Here is an 18109-nt window from a genome sequence, read left to right on the forward strand (position 1 = left end):
GGCCAACTGTCAGTACCGGCGGGGAAATTACAGGCTTTTCATCCGGACAGCCGTACACCGTTTCCGCAACAAGTACCGGCGGATGTACTTCGGAAATTTCGGCTCAGTTTACGGTTGAAGGCCCCCCGGATGCACCTTCTGCTCCAAACCTAAACCTTACACAGCCTACCTGTGATGTGCCAACCGGAACTATTATGATATCCTCACCAACAGGAGCAGGGTTCACTTACAGTATCAACGGTACAGACTTCCAATCCTCGGCAACATTCAGCGGGGTGGTTCCCGGGACTTATGATGTTATCGTAAAAAATGCAGATGAATGTGTTTCCACAGCAACACAGGCGGTTATAGAAGAACAGTTAGTACCAAATGCACCAACCATCAATGTTTCAAATGAATGCGGCCAAACAGTTTTAACTGCTTCAAATTATACTGGTTCTCTTGCATGGAGTACGGGAGAAACCACCGAAAGTATTATGGTAACAGAAGCCGGAGATTATTCAGTTACTCAAACTGTGGGTGATTGCACCAGCGACCCTGCTAATGCCACGGCTGCTCCCAAAGCTATACCTATCATATCAGTAGTAGAAAACGACCCATTGTTTTGTCTGTTACCGGGTTCACTTGATTTTACATTTATAAATGTACCAAACGGAATATCCTATACAATCAATTATGATGCAGGAAGTTTTTCACCAGTTCTTGTTCTGAATAACGAGGCCAGCGTAGTTACTTCTGCAGGAACATACAATAATTTAAGAATTACAATCGATGGGTGTACTTCTGCTAACGGTGTAAACGCAACATTAAATGATCCCAATGCTCCGAATGCACCAGAAATTGATATTACAGATGAATGCGGAGAGTCTTTGTTGACTGCAATAAATTATGAAGAAGGCGCAACATTGGAATGGAGTACAGGAGAAACAACAGAAAGTATTACTGTCAACGAATCAAAAACATATTCTTTAACGCAAGAATTAAATGGTTGTATTAGTGACGCGGCTACTGCGATGGCCGTTCCAAAAACAATACCTGCCAAACCTGATTTTTTAGTTACCAATAACTGCGACGGGACTTCAATTCTGGAAGCAATCGACTTTGATGAATCTGCTGATTTGAAATGGAGTACAAATGAAACAACAAACATCATAACAGTAAATGAAGCAAAAAATTATTCGCTAATCCAATTGATTGACGGATGTGCAAGTGATACTGCATTCCACAGTGCAGCGCCAAAAACAGCGCCCACTATTACGGCATTTGAAAATAATCCGGAGGAATGCGGAAGTTTTGGAAGCATTGATTTTCTTTTCACCGATGTGCCCGATGGAATTTATACCATCTCGTATGATGAAGGCATTTTTGAAAATGTAGAAATATCTGACGATACTGCTTCGGTTGAAACTTCTGCGGGCTCGTACAGTAACCTGACCATCACGGTTGACGATTGTATATCTGCTCTGGGAATTAGTGCTATTCTTTCAGAACCCAATGCGCCAGAAACTCCAGGTGTAGTTATAGACGACAGATGCGGTGAATCACTGCTGACTGTTACCACTTTCAATCCAAACGCCTCATTACTTTGGAGCACAGGCGATACTACACAAACGATCACAGTAGAAAATGCCGGAACCTATTCGGTTGTTCAGACACTTGCCGGATGCACAAGTGATGCTCGTTCAGTTACCGCGTTACCTAAACCGATTCCCGAAACTCCGAACTTTACCATAACAGATAACTGTGACGGGACTTCAACATTGTCTGTGACAGACTTTGCTAATAACACAACATTATTATGGAGTACAGGAGAAACAAGTGAATTGATAAGCGTCACCGAACCGGGAAATTATTCACTTACTCAGGTTTTAGATGGCTGTGAAAGTAATTCTGTAACCAAAACGGCTGCGCCCAAAACCGCTCCGACGATTGTAGCCGAAGCTATTTCTCCGGAAAATTGTGGAGGAAAAGGAAGTATTGCTTTTACTTTCACCGGCGTTCCGGATGGAATATACAATATTTTATATGACAATGGCAGCTTCCCCGACGTCACGATTTCAGGTAATAAAACGACGGTTGAAACCACCGTAGGAACCTACAACAATCTTAAAATTAGTATAAATGAATGCATCTCGGCTGAAGGTATTAATGTTACGCTGTCTGAGCCAAATGCACCTAATCCTCCAACCATAACTGTAGAAAACGACTGCAATAATTCTATATTAACAGTTTCCAACTATGACGAATCGGCTACATTACTTTGGAGTACCGGAAATACAACCCCTGTCCTGACTGTTTCCTCCCCCGGTACATATTCTGTTACACAAAAATTGAACGGATGTACAAGCGATGCAGCATCAGCTGTTGCTGAGCCCAAAATTACTAAAGGTGAACCAGAGATTGAAGTATACGACAATTGCGGAGAATCGATAATAAAAATGAATAATTTACCATCCGAGACGTGGTTTACCTGGCAATACAATAATGTTGCAGACAGCACCCGGGAAGATAGTATTATAGTAAATGAACCCGGAGAATATACGATATACCAGCAGGTCGGTCAATGTATTGGCGAAACTACTACAGTTTCGGCCAATCCAATGGAAATTCCTATTCCTCCGATTAGCCACGGTGATGTTTTGGTTTGTATGGAAGAAAACACCGAAGTAACTGCAGAAGCCAGTGTTGTTGATGAAAATACAATTTTAGTGTGGTACGATGCAGAAACAGGGGGCCAGATAGTACAATCGCCTGTGTTAAATTCATTCGGATCGGTAACCTATTATGCAGAATCTGAGAATATAAACACCGGATGTAAAAGTTTAAACAGAACGCCCGTTACTTTAACCGTCTTACAATCAGCCGAATCATTTATTTTGGACTCTGCCATTATTGGGAAACCGGAAAATAATGTTGCTGTACTCATATTTCCTGAAAATGTAGCCAGATACCAGTGGTATCTCAATAATACACAGATAGACGGAGCGACAGGGCAGTATTATTATGTTCCTGATTCTGAACGAAAAAATGAAAATATATTTTCAGTAGAAGTTGAGATATCAAATGGATGTAAAGCAAAATACAGTTACTCCTATGCTGATATTTTGAGCAGCGCAATACTTACCGGAACAAATGATTTTAAACATATAAACGCTCCGGCTTTTACCATTTATCCAAACCCGGCAAACGAAAAATTGCATATATCGCTCGATGTGTCAATGATAATAAACGAACCCAAAATAAAAGGTAAAATTTTCTCAGGCAACGGAATTTGTGTATCTGAATTTATCGTAAACAACCCAATTGAAACAATTAATACACAAAAACTTAGTCCTGGAATATATTCCGTCGTTTTGTATGGAGAACAAGGTAATTTTTATACCAAAAAGCTCATTGTTTCTCATTAATTGATTTACCCATTGTGGAAATATCGAAAACATATATAGTAGAAATTAAATGATTACATGTTCTGAAAAAATATTTATATGAAAAAAACAATAACTTTAATTTGGCTGTTGTTTGCTTATTTTGTTGCATTTCCCATAACGCCAGAGAAAAAAGAAAAAGAAAAACCAATTGAAATTTCCTCCAATCTGTCGCCGGGAGATTTAAGCTTGGATAACAGATTTATTTATCCTGCATGGGGATTTTATTTTGAGGCTTCCCCGGGCTTAACCAATATAAAAAACAACAATTTATCTTCTGAAATATGGGATTCAAAAAAAGGACTGGGGTATACATTTAACGTTGGATATTTCCAATCGCTTGGACCTTGGTTCAAAATAAAAACCGGTATTGGTATATCAAGTTATAATAATACATTAAACGCTAATGGCGATCTTCCCACGCAAACTTTAAGCGACATAGACAATGATACCTATACCGAAACACTTACCCTGACAAATGTTGAAAAAACAACAAATCCAATGTATTTATCTGTTCCGTTAATTTTTGAATTTGGAAATCCGAACATTGAAAGAATAGGATTTTATGCTGACCTTGGTTTGAAATACTCCTTTCTTTTAAACGAAAGCTACACTTCATCCGGCACTTATTCAACAAAAGGAAGATACGAACAGTGGGAAGTAACCCTGGAAAATGTTCCTGAGCTGGGATTTTATAACAACAAAAACCTGGCAACAAATGCTGCTTTAAAAAACAGTAATATATCAATAGTAGCCGGAGCAGGAATTTTTGTTCCCCTTTCAACTGTTGTCATCTTTAAAGGAGGAGTAGTTACCAATTTTGGGGTTGCTGATATTGGAAATAACAAAACTGAAAATACAAATTCGAACGTTATAAACAACCAGGTGCATGAATACCGATCGCCATACATAGACAACAGTTTGGCTGTTGTAAAAGGAAGCCGCACTTTTCATTTGGGTCTTGAATTTGGATTATACATAAGTCATCGTTTGAAATAATAAATTTTAAATGCAATAGTTTCATTTTTAATTGATTTACAAAAAATTTAAAATCTATTTTATACATTGCACATTACTAAATTAAATAGCATTAAGGGAATAGTAAGAATGAATAAAGTATTATATATCTTTTTGATTTTGTCTCTTTCTTTTCATTCACTAGTTTTAAAGGGAAAAGAAAAACCGGGTAAGTCAATTCTTTTTGAAAAAATAGCAATAAGCTCTTCAAAAACGGTTACCCAAAACATTCAACAAGAGGTGAAAGACAATGAATCAGACAATATTCTTTCAGAATTTAAAACATATACCATTGGAAAAGATGCACTGAAAGGGACAATAACGGTTGAAGATTCAATTGTAGAAATTATTGCCAGTGGAAAAGATATTTGGGGGACAGAAGACGAAGGATATTTTGTTTTTAAACAAATAAAAGGGGATTTTGAAGTAAGCGTCAGATTTCATAATCTCTCCCCCAGCGATTTGTACACTAAAGCGGGAATAATGGCACGAAACGATTTGAGTGACAATGCAAAACACGTATTTTTTCTTGTTTTTCCCGATAACCAGGAAAGAAATAATAACAACGGGGGATGCGAGTTTCAGTATCGGAAAAAAAGAGGACGTGAATCAAAAGCAATATATCCCAACCAGCAAACCGAGGGAGAAGCGTTCGACGTAAATTTTCCCGATACATGGATAAAGCTCAAACGGGAGAAAAATACGTTTTCCGCATTTATCAGCAGCAATGCAGAGAACTGGTATCAATATTCTTCATACGAACAGAAAATGCCCCGAAAACTGCTTATTGGATTAGCGGTTACGTCGCATAATCCGCAAGGGTATACCAGGGCCGAATTTTCTGAACTTCAAATTAAAACCTATTAGCTACATAAACCATATTTTCCAAAATTCATTTCTATCCTCTTATTTTTGTTAAGTTCCTCATGCTGGTAATTCATTCATTTTGTTGATAATCTGATATTTATTATACCAAATTATTTTTAATTTTGTAAAATAAGTAAAACTAAAAGCATTCAATTTCGACAAGCTTTGTGCTTGCTGTTTGAATATTGCTTATATCAACAACCATGTCAAAAGTTTTAATGCTCGGGTTTGCAATTTCTCTGTTATTCCTACCGGATATGCAGATAATCTTTGGACAGAAGTTTCTGGGAGTGGAAAATATGTCTGCCAAAACGTATCAAACTTATCTCGATTCAATCATGTCTGGAGATTGGGAAACTGCCCCCGAAAAAGAATATTATCAATGGCTGGAAGACAATAGTGAATCTATTCTGAACACTAAAAATATTTTTTTAAGATCGTTTTTTTGGGTTGAAAAAGCGATGGCTGCGGAAGCTACCAATAACGATTCTGTAGCCTATAAATGCGTCAACGAAGCTTTTACAGTATTATCCAAAACCAATCATCCAAACATCAAGCTTAGTATATTAAAAATAGGGGTATTACTATCAACCCGGGGGTTCGATTATTTTACAAAAATTCATTTTTTAAAAAAAATTGAAAACTCCGGAATCTTAATATCTGATTCGACTGAACTTACAGATATAATGCTTCAAATTGCAGATTTATACTGGCACTTGCATCAATACGACCACTCAATCGAGTATTGTAAAAAAGCGCTACACCTATCCGGATTACAAAATTACAAAAAGGGAAAAATCAGAGCCCTTCTTACAATGTATACAAACTCCCATTTTATTTCAACCGACAAATCGTATCAGTTTTATCTTGAGGAAGCACTCCGGAATGCACTTTCTTTAGGTGATTCGTCGCTGATTGCAGAAGTTTATTTTAATACCGGGCTTTCATTTTACAGAAATGAAAATCAGCAGGAAGCAATTAAATATTACCAGCTCTCGCGCTCGTTTGAAAAAGAAAGAGGTTCTCAGTCCGATTTATACACCTGTGCACATCTGCAATTGAGTTATACGATTGCAGATAGTATTGAAGCAGTCGGAAAAATTGCAGATTTTTTTATGCGTGAATCTGTCAAACAAAATTTTTATTCCTACCTGAGTAACGCATATCGGGGAAAAGCTTGGTATTTTGCCAAAACAGGCAAGCGTGACTCTTCTGTTTTTTATCTCGACAAGGCCTTTGAAAACAGGCAATCGCTTCCCGAAAAAAAAAATGCATCGCCGGGGTTTTACTACAATTTGTATGTTGTTGCTGATATGTTAAGTGATAAAAACAGAGGCTTAAAATACTTAAGCCTTGCTCATGAACAATATGTAAAGGCAAACAGGGAATCAAACAAAGAACAGTTAAACAGTATTCGGGCCAGTTTCGATTATGAACTTCAGGAAGAAAAGATAAACAACCTAAGCCTTCAGAATGAACTTACTAAGGAAAAAAATACCAGACAAAAAATATTTATCAGCGCCGTTACTGCTCTGCTCATTCTCACATTATCATTTATTGTTTATATGAGAAAAAAATACAGGCAATTGCGGGATTCATACAAAGAACTGATTCGAAAAAATCTGGAACTTGATAAACTCCACTCACGAATTTCTAAAACAGAGGAAAAAGTTAACCATCAAAAAAACGGAAATGGAATAAAAAACGAAGATGAAATCTACAAGCGTATAAAGGAACTATTTGAAAAAGAAAAAATTTATAAACAGGCAGACATTTCAATCATAAATCTGGCTAAAATATTAAATACAAATACTTCCTATTTATCTTCAATTATTAACAATCATTTTGAAGAACCTTTTAAAACCATAGTTAATAAATACAGGATAGATGAAGCGCGGAGGTTACTTGGCTCTTCAGAATACACAAATTACAGCATTGAAGGGATTGCTGAAGAAGTAGGATACAAATCAAGGTCAACATTTTATCAATCGTTTAAACAAATTACCGGATTAACTCCCACTCAATACATAGAAAATGTGCGGCTTCTTTCTGATTCAAATTCAAATAAGGACAAATCTGATTGAAGTAAAAAAAACAGTTTATGCTGTCCTGTTTTATAAAACAGTACAAGCAAATTTTGTTGAAAAAATACGATTGTACTTATTTTATTCTTAGCCAAAAACTATTTCTTTTATTCTTAACCAAAAACTATCTCTATGAAAACCTTTTTAGCGCTGTTACTGTCACTTATGCTGATAAACTCATCGTCAGCTCAGAAAATTAATCTTCCCTTTTTTGATGATTTTAGTAACAATTATGAAAATTGGATATCTTATTCTTTAACCGGCGACGAGCAATGGCATTTAAGTGGCGACGATGGGATTGATGGCGGAAAATGTGCCCGCTTTTATATCATGACTGATCCGCCACAAGCGAATGACGACTGGTTGGTTTCAAAAGCTTTCAACACGGAAGGCGTTTCAAATATTGCCATCGAATTCAAATTTTTATTTCATGGAGAAGGGATCAAACCAGAATTTTACTATTCAACTTCTTTTAACGGCGACGTTTCGGCAACTGACTGGACAGAACTTGACAATCATTTCTGGAAAAATGAATGGTCATGGAGCGATGCCAGAATAGAAATCGAAACCCCTGGAAATTCTTTAATATTTGCGATCCGATATCAGTCTGCTACTGAAAATTCAAACTATATTTTGATTGACAATTTCAGGATTAAAGCTTTTGAACCGGTTGTTGTTGAAAAAGCCGGCGAAACCAACCATTTTGAATTCTACAGCGACACCCCGGAAAATACTGATTACTGGATTGTGATAAAAGATGAGCTTGAAGAACAATATGAAAAATATGCCAGTTACTGGAATATTCCCGGGCTAAATGATTTTATCGCGGAGAATACAAAAACCAAAATTTATCTATTTGACCGGGAGAATATTAAACTCATCAATGAAGATACACCAGACTGGAAAATGGGGTTTTTTGACTATGAATCAAAAAGTATTTATCTCGACAATTCGATCATGCAGACTTTTTCTGCCGATAACAATCGGTATTATGACGGGCTTAAGGGATTAGCAATTCATTCTTACGCTGGTTATGCTATTCAGTTGCGACTGGATCGCGATGGTTCTGGGAATAGTTTACCGGATTATTTTGCTGAAGGATTTGGACTTTATGAACAAGGGTATCGTCCTAACCGTGATTCAATAATCGCATTTAAAGAAAAACATCCGGAACCGTTAAATGGCAATAAACTTTCAGCTTTTAACAGCCTTACAAATACATCGGAAAAAGATATATCTGTAGCGTATATCGAATATCAGATTCTTTTATGTGGAGGCTACCGCAATTGTAACATGTGGTACTACGGCCCGCTGTCAGATACATGGAAAAATTTCCTCATATACTTTTATACTACTGACAACGAAGATGTTCAAATAAAAAAGTACGATGAAAGTGAAAATTTCGATATTTATTGTTCTTCGCGGGATACAATGTTTATCGACAGTATGAAAATCTGGCTTGAAAGGACACGAACTTTTTATATTGATTCCTTTGAAATGGACATCAATGTGAAGTTTCCATTAGTTGTTGTTTATGACGAAAAAACCGGAATGGATTTAACGGGCTATGATGATTTTAACGGTGGCTCAGGGGGAATAAATATTTCTCCGCATCACTTTTGGGGCGGATTTGACGATGGCTACGATTGGCTTCTAGGGCATGAATTCGGGCATGTCTTTAACGAATTAATGTATTCTGCCATGCCTTCAGGGTTTTATCACGAAGGGATGGCAAATTTTTCCGGATATAATGTTGCAGGTGGCGAACATCTGGATGATCTGTGGAAAATTGAATATGTATTTAATTATTACCAGAATAATTACAAGCGAACACCTACGTTAGAAGAAATTATTACAAATCCGGACGTAGGGAAAACGGGACTTGAATATGGAATTGACTGTTACTTTTTTGGTTTTGAATTTTTCAGGTACCTAAAAAAGGAAGAAGGTTATCCGAAAATCAAGGAATTTTTTGCTAACGGAATGGACTTTTCCGTTTTTAATAATTCCTATGGCAACCTGGAAGAAGGATATATTGAGTACCTCAAATATCTGCATTCCTTAAGAGATTACAATGAACCATCGTTAACGGTAAATAACGGAATAAGTCTCGATCGCGGAGGTTCTTCTGTAATATACTCATCAAATCTGGATGCAACAGATCAGGAAGTTTCTGATGATAAATTATATTTCAAAATCACAACAAAACCAACCTACGGGCATCTTGAAAATATTGAAAATCCAGGTTTTGCTATTTCAAAATTTACCGAGAAGGATATTAAATCCGGCGTTATCAAATATACAAACGACAGTACTTTTGCCACGTCGGATTGTTTCATCTTCACCTTAACAGATGAAACATGGTTTGTCGACAATAAGCGGTTCAATATTACATTATCAACACCAACTGCAATAAATGAATTTCAATCAGATACACAAAACAAGTTCAGTATTTACCCAAATCCATTGACGAGCGAATCCGTCATTTCTTTCCAAACTAAAACCAGTGGAAAAGTAAACTTGTCAATTTTTGATTTACAGGGAAGAAAAATAGCCACTTTACTCAACAAAAACCTTAATTCAGGAATACACTTGGTTTCCGTTTCAAATTCGCTACCGGCCTGTGGCGTATATTTCTGTAAACTGCAAACGAAGGCAGGTATATTAACTGAAAAAGTAATTATTGGCATTAATAAAAACTAAAATGAGAAAATATTTACCTGTACTAATCGCATTTCTGCTTATAAATGTAATAAATGCGCAGGAACTTCCTTTTTCTGACAATTTTGAAAATGATATTGACGGCTGGACCTTACAAAATACAATTTCTAATACACAGTGGTACTGGAATAACGAAGAAGGTTTCGAAGGCACGAACAGTGCAAGTTTTACCTTAAATTTAATAAAACCATACGACGTTAATGATGCTTGGTTTGTGACATCTGAAATAAATACTGATGCAAGTTCACACGTAAAAATTAAATTCAAATATATGCGTTGGGGCGATTATTTAAGCCCTCAACTTTATTATACCTATAATTTTACCGGTGATGTGGAAACAACTGAATGGAATGAAATTCAGGGTATTCCATGGGGGACCGATGTGCTTGATTATTATGATATTCCGGCGCTGGAAATTGAGACGCCCGGAAACAAATTCTGGTTTGCCTTCCGATATCAGACAACTGAAGATAAGGCGGCAGCATTTTATGTCGATAATTTTAGCATTGGCAGTTACATTCCTCCGGCACCTTTCATTTTGGTGGGTGAAGCAGAACATTTTGAGTTTTACACAAATATTTCAGGTGAGGAAGATTTCTATTTAACGATTCAGGACAATCTTGAAGAACAATATGATAAGCTAAGTTCTCTTTGGAACAGGCCTGGTATTGAGGACATTTTTAAAGAATCTGACAAAATCAAGGTATATTATTCAGCAAAAAATGATATTTATTTAGCAGAAGAAGAAACTCCCGGTTGGAAAAGCGGTTTTCATAACCCCGAAAATCTTGAGCTCTTTTTATCGCCGTTAACAAATTCAAGTCAGTTAGATTATTACAGTACTCTTGCAGGTCTGGCTGTAAATGAATTTTCGCAATTAGCCGTATCAAAAAAACTTCTAAGAGATAATTGGTCAGACCTGCCCTCTTATTTTTTAGAAGGATTTGGGTTGTACGAAACAGGCTTTCGTCCACGAAGGGACTCGATTACAAAATACATCGACGAAAACCCAGCAACAAACTTTGATTTCGCAACAGATACTTCTGGTATAAGTAATACTCTCAAAAAGGATTTTATTGTCAGCTGTGTTGAGGGGCCCTTACTTTCAGGGGGGAGTTATCTGGGTATTGGTCCGGTGCATTCATCCTGGCTTCATAATCAACTTTCCATATACCTAAAATATTTTTATACCGAACCAGAGAATCAAAGAATAAAGTTACAGCTCACTACACCCGATTTCGATTTTTACGGTGCAACATCGGATTCCAGTCATTTTTCCGAGCTTGTATCTTATTTTGAAGATGCATATTCATTTTATATTACCAATTACAATTTTAAACCCAAACATCGTTTCAAAGTAGTCATTGTACCAACAGAACCAATTGGAATGGATATACTGAATTACGACGACTATTTTAACGGTGGCGTAGGTTGCGGAGGAGATTTAGTCATTCAGCTTTCTCCTAATTATAATTTCGATCAGGAAACATATGATAAGTATTACGCCAATACCAGTTCTCATGAGTTTTTTCATGTTTATTACAATCATTTTATGTGGGAAATCCCCGGTGGTTTTTGGGCTGAAGGAAGTGCTGATTTTAGTGCAAGACATGCTCTGGAGGCAGATATACACCGCGAGCGTTTTTGGATGATTGAATGGACATTCGATAAATATGCAAAAAAATACAATGTTGAACTCGATCTGGAACATATTAGTACAAATCCGAACCTTGAACTTGATATTTATTATTTAGGAGACTTGTTTTTTGAGTTTCTATACCAAAACTATGGAGGATATGAAAATATTAAAAAATTCTTTAATCAGGGAATGGATTATTCAGTTTTTGGCACTACTTATGAGGAAATCGATACCGGATATATTAACTATTTAAAATCGCTGGCCGGAATTGCAACAAAGACAGATTTAGCCAAAAATTCATCTTCAAACAATCTCAGCTTAATTTTAACAGATGAATTTCACCTATCCTTTCAAATCCCAACAAGTGGAAGGGTTAATCTCTCCGTTTTTGATATTCAGGGGCGAAAAATTTGTACTTTAATTGATAAAAAACTCAGTGCAGGAAAACATATCGTATCGCCCAACAACCCAATGATTGTCAATGGAACATATATATACAAACTAACAACTTCGAAAAACAGTTCGGTATTAAAATTTATAAAAAACTAACTTTTAACAAAAAGGCCCGGAACCATCTCTTTGGTTCCGGGCCTTTTGTTGGCATTAAGTACTATCCAATTATCGATCATTGCCAGATCTCCATGAACTTCCAGAGTGGCTATGACTATTATTATTCTTTTGGTCAGATTTCCATGGTCCCTTTGACCGTTGTTGATTTTGGTGGTAATACTGTTGCTGATAATTGTTACTGGTCCGCCCTCTTTTGGCAGAAGGGGAACAAGCCTGCGCTTTTTGACTATTCATTAAAATCATCATTGTTGTTGCAGACGCGGCAATTAATCCTGTTTTTTTGATGGCTTCCTTTCGAGAAATCTTTTTTCCCTCCAAAAGTTCGCCTTCATTTTCTACTAAACCTTCATTTTTCTCTTTCATAATTTTTACGTTTTTAAATTAACATTTATAAACTGATAATACTAAGTACGAAGTATTTTGATATATTTATATCGTTGCGAATTCCGTTAGAATCTCTGAGTTAACTCTTCTTTCTACTATAGAAGAAGCTATATTGCATCCAAAATATTTGTAATTAAACAAAACTGCGGTTTGTATCGGTCCACACCAAATAAAAATTCGCTGTTAAAAACTGATTGGGTTAGCTTGCATAAAAAAGGAAAAAATAGGATTGATGAGAGTAGAGGTATCCCCTTAGTCACCCACATAAATGTGACGATAACAGATTCTAAAATTCCAATGCCGAAAATTTACAAATAATTAAGTTTTCTCACAAAAGAAAAAGAAGTATATTTAACAATAATCAACAGGAGCCAATCATTTACAACGTCAAAATACTACTGTTTTACAACAACTTACCATTCAAAATAAAACATCTATTTTTTTAAACATATTCTCAATTTGAGAAAAATTTTCCACAAACAGGACAGTGTTTCTAAATAAAAAATTAATGGGAGATATTTTCAAAAAATATAAATAAAGCCACTGTGTTTTAAAAAAAAAGCCTCTAATCCGTTAAGTATTTCTGAAAAGTAAATGAAAAGTCCTAAAACGTCAACGAGCCATACAAACCATAAATAACTCCAAAATTCTAATTATAGAAATAGAAATAAATATTTTTCTGAAATGCACAAATATTCCATTTAAATTCTGTATACGAAATCAAACCCGGAATTCGACAGAACAAAAATACCGTCTTTCTGGTTTTATTTATTTAACAAAAGCCTTTGGCTAAATTAGGATCTGACAAATAATTTATATATTTAATAAATCTGTTTTTTGTAATTACTTAGAATACCTTCAATGACCAACGTTCAGTTTGTAAAAAAGAAAATCGGGACATCCTATCTTATATGGTTTAAAGAAAGCAACTTGTACTACCAATTTGAAGAACCGGTCTGGTATGTTTTTGAAAGGTTGGTAAAAAATAATACAACCCGGGAAATTGCAAGCGGATTCTCAGAACAATATGATTTAAACTTTGAAGAAAGTTTAACTTTTGTAAACGATGTGCAAACTAAAATCAGCGAACTCAACCAAAAAGATATTTCGCTGGAAAACAACTTACCCCTGCTGCCGAACTTAAACGGATTCAAATATAAAGCTTACGTAACACACAATTATATAATAGGAGATAAACCGCTTCGGTTTTCTTTCGAGACCGACTGGCTCGAAAATTATGTACACCCGCTAATAGAACATCTAAAAGAGGAAACAGGGGAAGCTTATTCGAATCATTTTGAACTTTTCACGTTCGACGACCGAGTTGTATTCCGTCACAATGGGATAGTAAAAGGAAATTGGAATGATAATGAAAGTCATTTAACAAAAGGAAAAGTTTTTATGACCTTGGTAAACACCATTTATGACAAAACGGATACTGACTGGCTAATGACAGTTCACGCATCAGCCCTGACCAATGGAAAAAAAACGATATTGTTTTCAGCACCTCCCAACAGTGGCAAAACTACGATAGCAGCCTTGCTGCATACAAGAGGTCTGAAGTTAATTTCTGACGATTTTGTTGCAGTAGACCGGGATTCCTTCAACGCATATCCATTTCCTTCGGCCATGTCCGTTAAAGAGAAATCAACCGATTTATTAAAACCCTTTTTCCCGTTGTTGGAAGACAAAAAACTCAACTATATTACCGAGGAAAAAAGTGTCAGGTATCTGCCACTGGAAAATAATACTTCGATGATATTTCCGGTAAAAGAATTTGTATTTGTGAAATACGACAAGGAAGTTGAATTCGAATGGAATAAAATGGATACACTGGATGCAATAAAACTGTTGCTTGAACAAACCTGGGTAGCTCCAACATTTCGAAATGCAGAAATACTTTTTGACAGGGTAGAAAAATCTTCTTTTTTTCAGCTTACATACAGTAACAATGAAAAAGCGCTTCAAACCATAAAACAACTATTTGATTATGAACAATAAAGAGTTGTTTTATTTTGCAGGACGATGTTTAGCTCTTGACAAAAATCCGGAATCGAGGCAATACATTATTAACAAATGCACCGATGAGCACTTCGACTGGCAGGCATTTATACATCTCTGCAGTGACCAATTAATACTTCCTCCTGTGTGGGTAAAGTTTCAAAATCATAAAATAATCGAATATGTACCTGATGAAGTAAAAGATCATCTTTTTGAGATTTATAAATTAAACAGGCTGCGGAATGAGAATATTATTCATCAAATTATAGAAATAACAAGGGTACTAAATGAAAACGGAATTCAACCTTTGTTTTTAAAAGGTGCAGCAAATTTACTCGATAACATTTACATGGATATTGGAGAACGGATTTTGGCTGACATTGATTTTTTAATTCATGAAAAAGAATTTCTAACCGCTGCAAAAATTTTGGAAGAGGCAGGTTACTCGATTGTAGAAGATACCACTGATTATTCAGAATATGAAGAAATTACCGAATTAAAACATTATCCCAAGCTTCTGCACCCGGATTTTGATGCTGTCATTGAAATCCATCGCATACCTGTTGAAGAAAAATATTCAGACTGGTTTAATTCCGGGATGATATTTAAAAAGAAAAAAAAGCAGGAAAGTGCAGCAGGTTATTTTGTACCTTCTGACGATCACAAAATCATACATAATTTTATCCACAGTCAACTTTCCGACGAAGGTTATTTGTACGGGATCATATCTCTTCGGGAAAGTTACGATTTACTCCTGCTCTCCAATAGATGTCCTGTTGATACTACTTTATCAGAAATAAAAAAGAAAAAAACCGCAACTGCGTATTTCACGATGGCTTTTATCATTCTGGGGATAAACCAATCATTTTCATTTCCCTCAAAAAGAGATATTGCATTTTGGTTACTTTGGTGTAAACACACCTTGAATCTAAAATCTGCAACATTCTACCATATTCTCAGAAGTTCCATTTTTATAGGCCAGAGAATATTTAAAGGTTATCTCGGCCGACCTGTCAGAGCAATATATAGTAAAAGTGAAAGAAAGGCTTTTACAAATCGTTTACGGAGTCCTCAATGGCTGCAAAATCATTTGTCGTTATACACCCATTTTTTTAAAATTGGGAAAAAAAATTCGAAGATCAACTAATACGCCCTGAAAACACCGTTTACCTAACTGTAATTTTATTCATTCTACAATTTCCATTTCTTCAAGCAGATAACCTGCTCCGGCAAATTTTTCGATAATAAAAAGTGCATAACGAATGTCAAGTGTAATGTTGCGACACATTTCCGGATCATACATAATATCACTCATTGTTCCCTCCCAGCAACGATCGAAATTTAAACCAATCAGCTCTCCCTTTGCATTAATAACAGGGCTTCCTGAATTTCCGCCTGATGTATGATTGGAAGCCGTAAAACAAACGGGCACATCGCCATTTACTTCGTATTTGCCAAAATCTTTCTCCCTAAATAATTCTTTTAGTCTCTCAGGGACATCGTAGTCATAAATCTCCGGATTATCTTTTTTCATAATCCCGGAAAGTGTTGTGCAATATTTGTATTTAACTCCATCGAAAGGTTCGTAACCTTCTACTTTTCCGTAAGTAACCCGCAATGTAAGATTAGCATCCGGATACAAAGGTTTGTTACTTTGCATTTCCATAATGCCAGCCATATAAATTTTCATATTCCTGTCGATGTTCTCCTTCAGCGTATCGACAATAGGTTTTATTTTGACATTATAATAAAAATTCAGCGTTCTTGCCATCGTTATCAGAGGGTCTTTCCGCAGTTTTAACAGCTGTTTTTCGTTTCCTGTGGCAAGTAACTCTGCCAACGTTTCCTTTTCAGTAAGTATTGATTTCCGGTATACCTTTTTAAGCAATTTTTCTTTGTCATTTTTATTCATCAATTTCTGAAAATCATAAGGCAGGAATTCCGGATCCAATTCGTCTTTTAAAAGTGGTAGTAATTCACTAAACAATTTTTCATCAACAGTCTGATTAAAATCTTTGAAAAAAGAATCGAGACTCTTCTCCATATCCAATTTCAAACTTTCAACACGTTCAGGTTGGTCACTTTCAATGTTATTAACAATAGCGTTTGCCATTGTTGCCAGTTTAAAAATGTCGGGACCGCGCAAAACAATTTCAGAATAATAATCCGACGCTTTTATAAACCGTTGATACTGATCATAAAGCACCTCGAAATCATTAAAAACAGGCTGATACATCGTTTGCCATGTTGAATTTTTCTCAGCCCAGTTTTTAAATTCTTCTTCAAATTCCATTTTTTTATGTACAGCATCCAAACGTTGCAGTCCTTTTATTTCTCCCTGCCATTTTTTCCATGCATTACTAATACCCTGATATTTGGCTGAATACTGAATTCGAACTTTGGGGTCCTTTTCCATGGCTGCCCCTATAATTTGCAGCTTTATATCTCTCAACTTTATTCGATCGGGGTCCCGCTGATTCATAATAATATCAACTTCCTGATGCGGAACGTATTGCTGCGTGCTTCCGGGATTTCCAAAAACCATGGTAAAATCACCGGGCTGAATTCCTTTTATCGAAATCGGCAAAAACTTTTTAGGCTTGAAAGGAACATTATCCTGAGAGTATTCTGCCGGTTCGTTGTTCGCGTCGGCATAAATCCGGAACACAGAAAAATCGCCGGTATGGCGAGGCCACATCCAATTGTCGGTATCACCTCCAAATTTGCCAATAGCCGAAGGTGGTGCGCCTACCAAACGAACATCAGTGTAAGTTTTGTATACGTACAAAAAATACTGATTGCCATAGAAAAGAGGTTTTACCTGTGCACGGTACTTGTTTTCCCCGGAAGCATCTGTTTCGATTCGGCCACAATTTCGCTGAATAACTTCAACTTTTTTTTCTTCAGAAAGGCCTTCTGTATTTTCTAATACTTCGTCAGTAACATCTTTCATATATTCCAGAAAACGAACAGTCAACCCAGGATTGGGCAGTTCTTCGCCTTTGTTCATAGCCCAAAAACCGTTGGTTAAAATATCATTTTCCACGGAACTGTGTGATTGAATTTGACGGTATCCGCAGTGATGATTGGTAATTAGCAAACCTTCCTCCGAGATTAATTCGCCAGTACAACCACTGCCAAAAATAACTACAGCATCTTTCATGCTGGCATGGTTCACATCGTATATATCCTGTGCAGTGAGTTTAAATCCCATTTGCTGCATTTCTTCAATATTGTACTTTCCGAGCAATGTAGGAATCCACATTCCTTCTTTTGCTGAACCAATCAGGGAGATAAAAAGAAATAAGAAAACAAAACCGAATAACTTCCTCATAAATAAAACTGTTGATTTTAACGGTTTACAAATTGAAAAAAATCCTAAATAATAAACTATGATTTTA

At 36.1% G+C, this 18109-nt stretch carries 10 protein-coding genes; 8 read left to right on the top strand and 2 right to left on the bottom strand.

Going from position 1 to position 18109, the window contains the following annotated elements:
• From K5G00_RS08950 to K5G00_RS08975, 6 genes are all read left to right on the top strand, one after another.
• Nucleotides 1-3407 (top strand): T9SS type A sorting domain-containing protein (locus tag K5G00_RS08950; protein WP_238765800.1); only part of this gene is annotated, 3407 nt, incomplete at its 5' end.
• A gap of 78 nt (nt 3408-3485) precedes the next feature.
• A complete protein-coding gene (locus tag K5G00_RS08955; protein ID WP_238765801.1) occupies nt 3486-4424 on the top strand; it encodes a porin family protein in 939 nt (312 codons plus the stop codon).
• Between the two features lie 108 nt (nt 4425-4532).
• A complete protein-coding gene (locus tag K5G00_RS08960; RefSeq protein ID WP_238765802.1) occupies nt 4533-5309 on the top strand; it encodes a DUF1349 domain-containing protein in 777 nt (258 codons plus the stop codon).
• Nucleotides 5310-5512: 203 nt separating this feature from the next.
• Nucleotides 5513-7393, top strand: coding sequence for a helix-turn-helix domain-containing protein (locus K5G00_RS08965; RefSeq protein ID WP_238765803.1), 1881 nt, complete (start codon nt 5513-5515; stop codon nt 7391-7393).
• A gap of 132 nt (nt 7394-7525) precedes the next feature.
• A complete protein-coding gene (locus tag K5G00_RS08970) occupies nt 7526-10096 on the top strand; it encodes a cadherin-like domain-containing protein (protein ID WP_238765804.1) in 2571 nt (856 codons plus the stop codon).
• 1 nt (nt 10097) lies between these two features.
• A complete protein-coding gene (locus tag K5G00_RS08975; protein ID WP_238765805.1) occupies nt 10098-12302 on the top strand; it encodes a T9SS type A sorting domain-containing protein in 2205 nt (734 codons plus the stop codon).
• Between the two features lie 69 nt (nt 12303-12371).
• On the opposite strand, the gene K5G00_RS08980 is transcribed toward K5G00_RS08975, so the two are convergent.
• Nucleotides 12372-12686, bottom strand: coding sequence for a hypothetical protein (locus tag K5G00_RS08980; RefSeq protein ID WP_238765806.1), 315 nt, complete (start codon nt 12684-12686; stop codon nt 12372-12374).
• An 882-nt stretch (nt 12687-13568) separates the two neighbouring features.
• Between K5G00_RS08980 and K5G00_RS08985 the strand changes: the two genes are divergently transcribed.
• Both K5G00_RS08985 and K5G00_RS08990 read left to right on the top strand, forming a co-directional pair.
• Nucleotides 13569-14708 carry a phosphoenolpyruvate carboxykinase (ATP) gene (locus K5G00_RS08985; RefSeq protein WP_238765807.1) on the top strand — a complete coding sequence of 380 codons (1140 nt, stop codon included), beginning with the start codon at nt 13569-13571 and terminating at the stop codon, nt 14706-14708.
• A complete protein-coding gene (locus tag K5G00_RS08990) occupies nt 14698-15855 on the top strand; it encodes a nucleotidyltransferase family protein (RefSeq protein ID WP_238765808.1) in 1158 nt (385 codons plus the stop codon). The genes K5G00_RS08985 and K5G00_RS08990 overlap by 11 nt, the downstream gene beginning before the upstream one ends.
• Nucleotides 15856-15894: 39 nt before the next feature.
• Here K5G00_RS08990 and K5G00_RS08995 read toward each other — a convergent pair whose 3' ends face one another.
• Nucleotides 15895-18042 (bottom strand): S46 family peptidase, encoded by a 2148-nt coding sequence (locus tag K5G00_RS08995; RefSeq protein ID WP_238765809.1) that lies wholly within the window; start codon nt 18040-18042, stop codon nt 15895-15897.
• Nucleotides 18043-18109: the final 67 nt, after the last annotated feature.

The organism is Maribellus maritimus (assembly GCF_022267315.1).
GTDB classification, from domain to species: Bacteria; Bacteroidota; Bacteroidia; order Bacteroidales; family Prolixibacteraceae; genus Draconibacterium; species Draconibacterium maritimum.

What these genes read in the sequence shown, in the direction of transcription:
- K5G00_RS08955 (WP_238765801.1), top strand. Translation starts at nt 3,486, where the DNA reads ATGAAAAAAACAATAACTTTAATTTGGCTGTTGTTTGCTTATTTTGTT.
- K5G00_RS08960 (WP_238765802.1), top strand. Translation starts at nt 4,533, where the DNA reads ATGAATAAAGTATTATATATCTTTTTGATTTTGTCTCTTTCTTTTCAT.
- K5G00_RS08965 (WP_238765803.1), top strand. Translation starts at nt 5,513, where the DNA reads ATGTCAAAAGTTTTAATGCTCGGGTTTGCAATTTCTCTGTTATTCCTA.
- K5G00_RS08970 (WP_238765804.1), top strand. Translation starts at nt 7,526, where the DNA reads ATGAAAACCTTTTTAGCGCTGTTACTGTCACTTATGCTGATAAACTCA.
- K5G00_RS08975 (WP_238765805.1), top strand. Translation starts at nt 10,098, where the DNA reads ATGAGAAAATATTTACCTGTACTAATCGCATTTCTGCTTATAAATGTA.
- K5G00_RS08980 (WP_238765806.1), bottom strand. Translation starts at nt 12,686, where the DNA reads ATGAAAGAGAAAAATGAAGGTTTAGTAGAAAATGAAGGCGAACTTTTG.
- K5G00_RS08985 (WP_238765807.1), top strand. Translation starts at nt 13,569, where the DNA reads ATGACCAACGTTCAGTTTGTAAAAAAGAAAATCGGGACATCCTATCTT.
- K5G00_RS08990 (WP_238765808.1), top strand. Translation starts at nt 14,698, where the DNA reads ATGAACAATAAAGAGTTGTTTTATTTTGCAGGACGATGTTTAGCTCTT.
- K5G00_RS08995 (WP_238765809.1), bottom strand. Translation starts at nt 18,042, where the DNA reads ATGAGGAAGTTATTCGGTTTTGTTTTCTTATTTCTTTTTATCTCCCTG.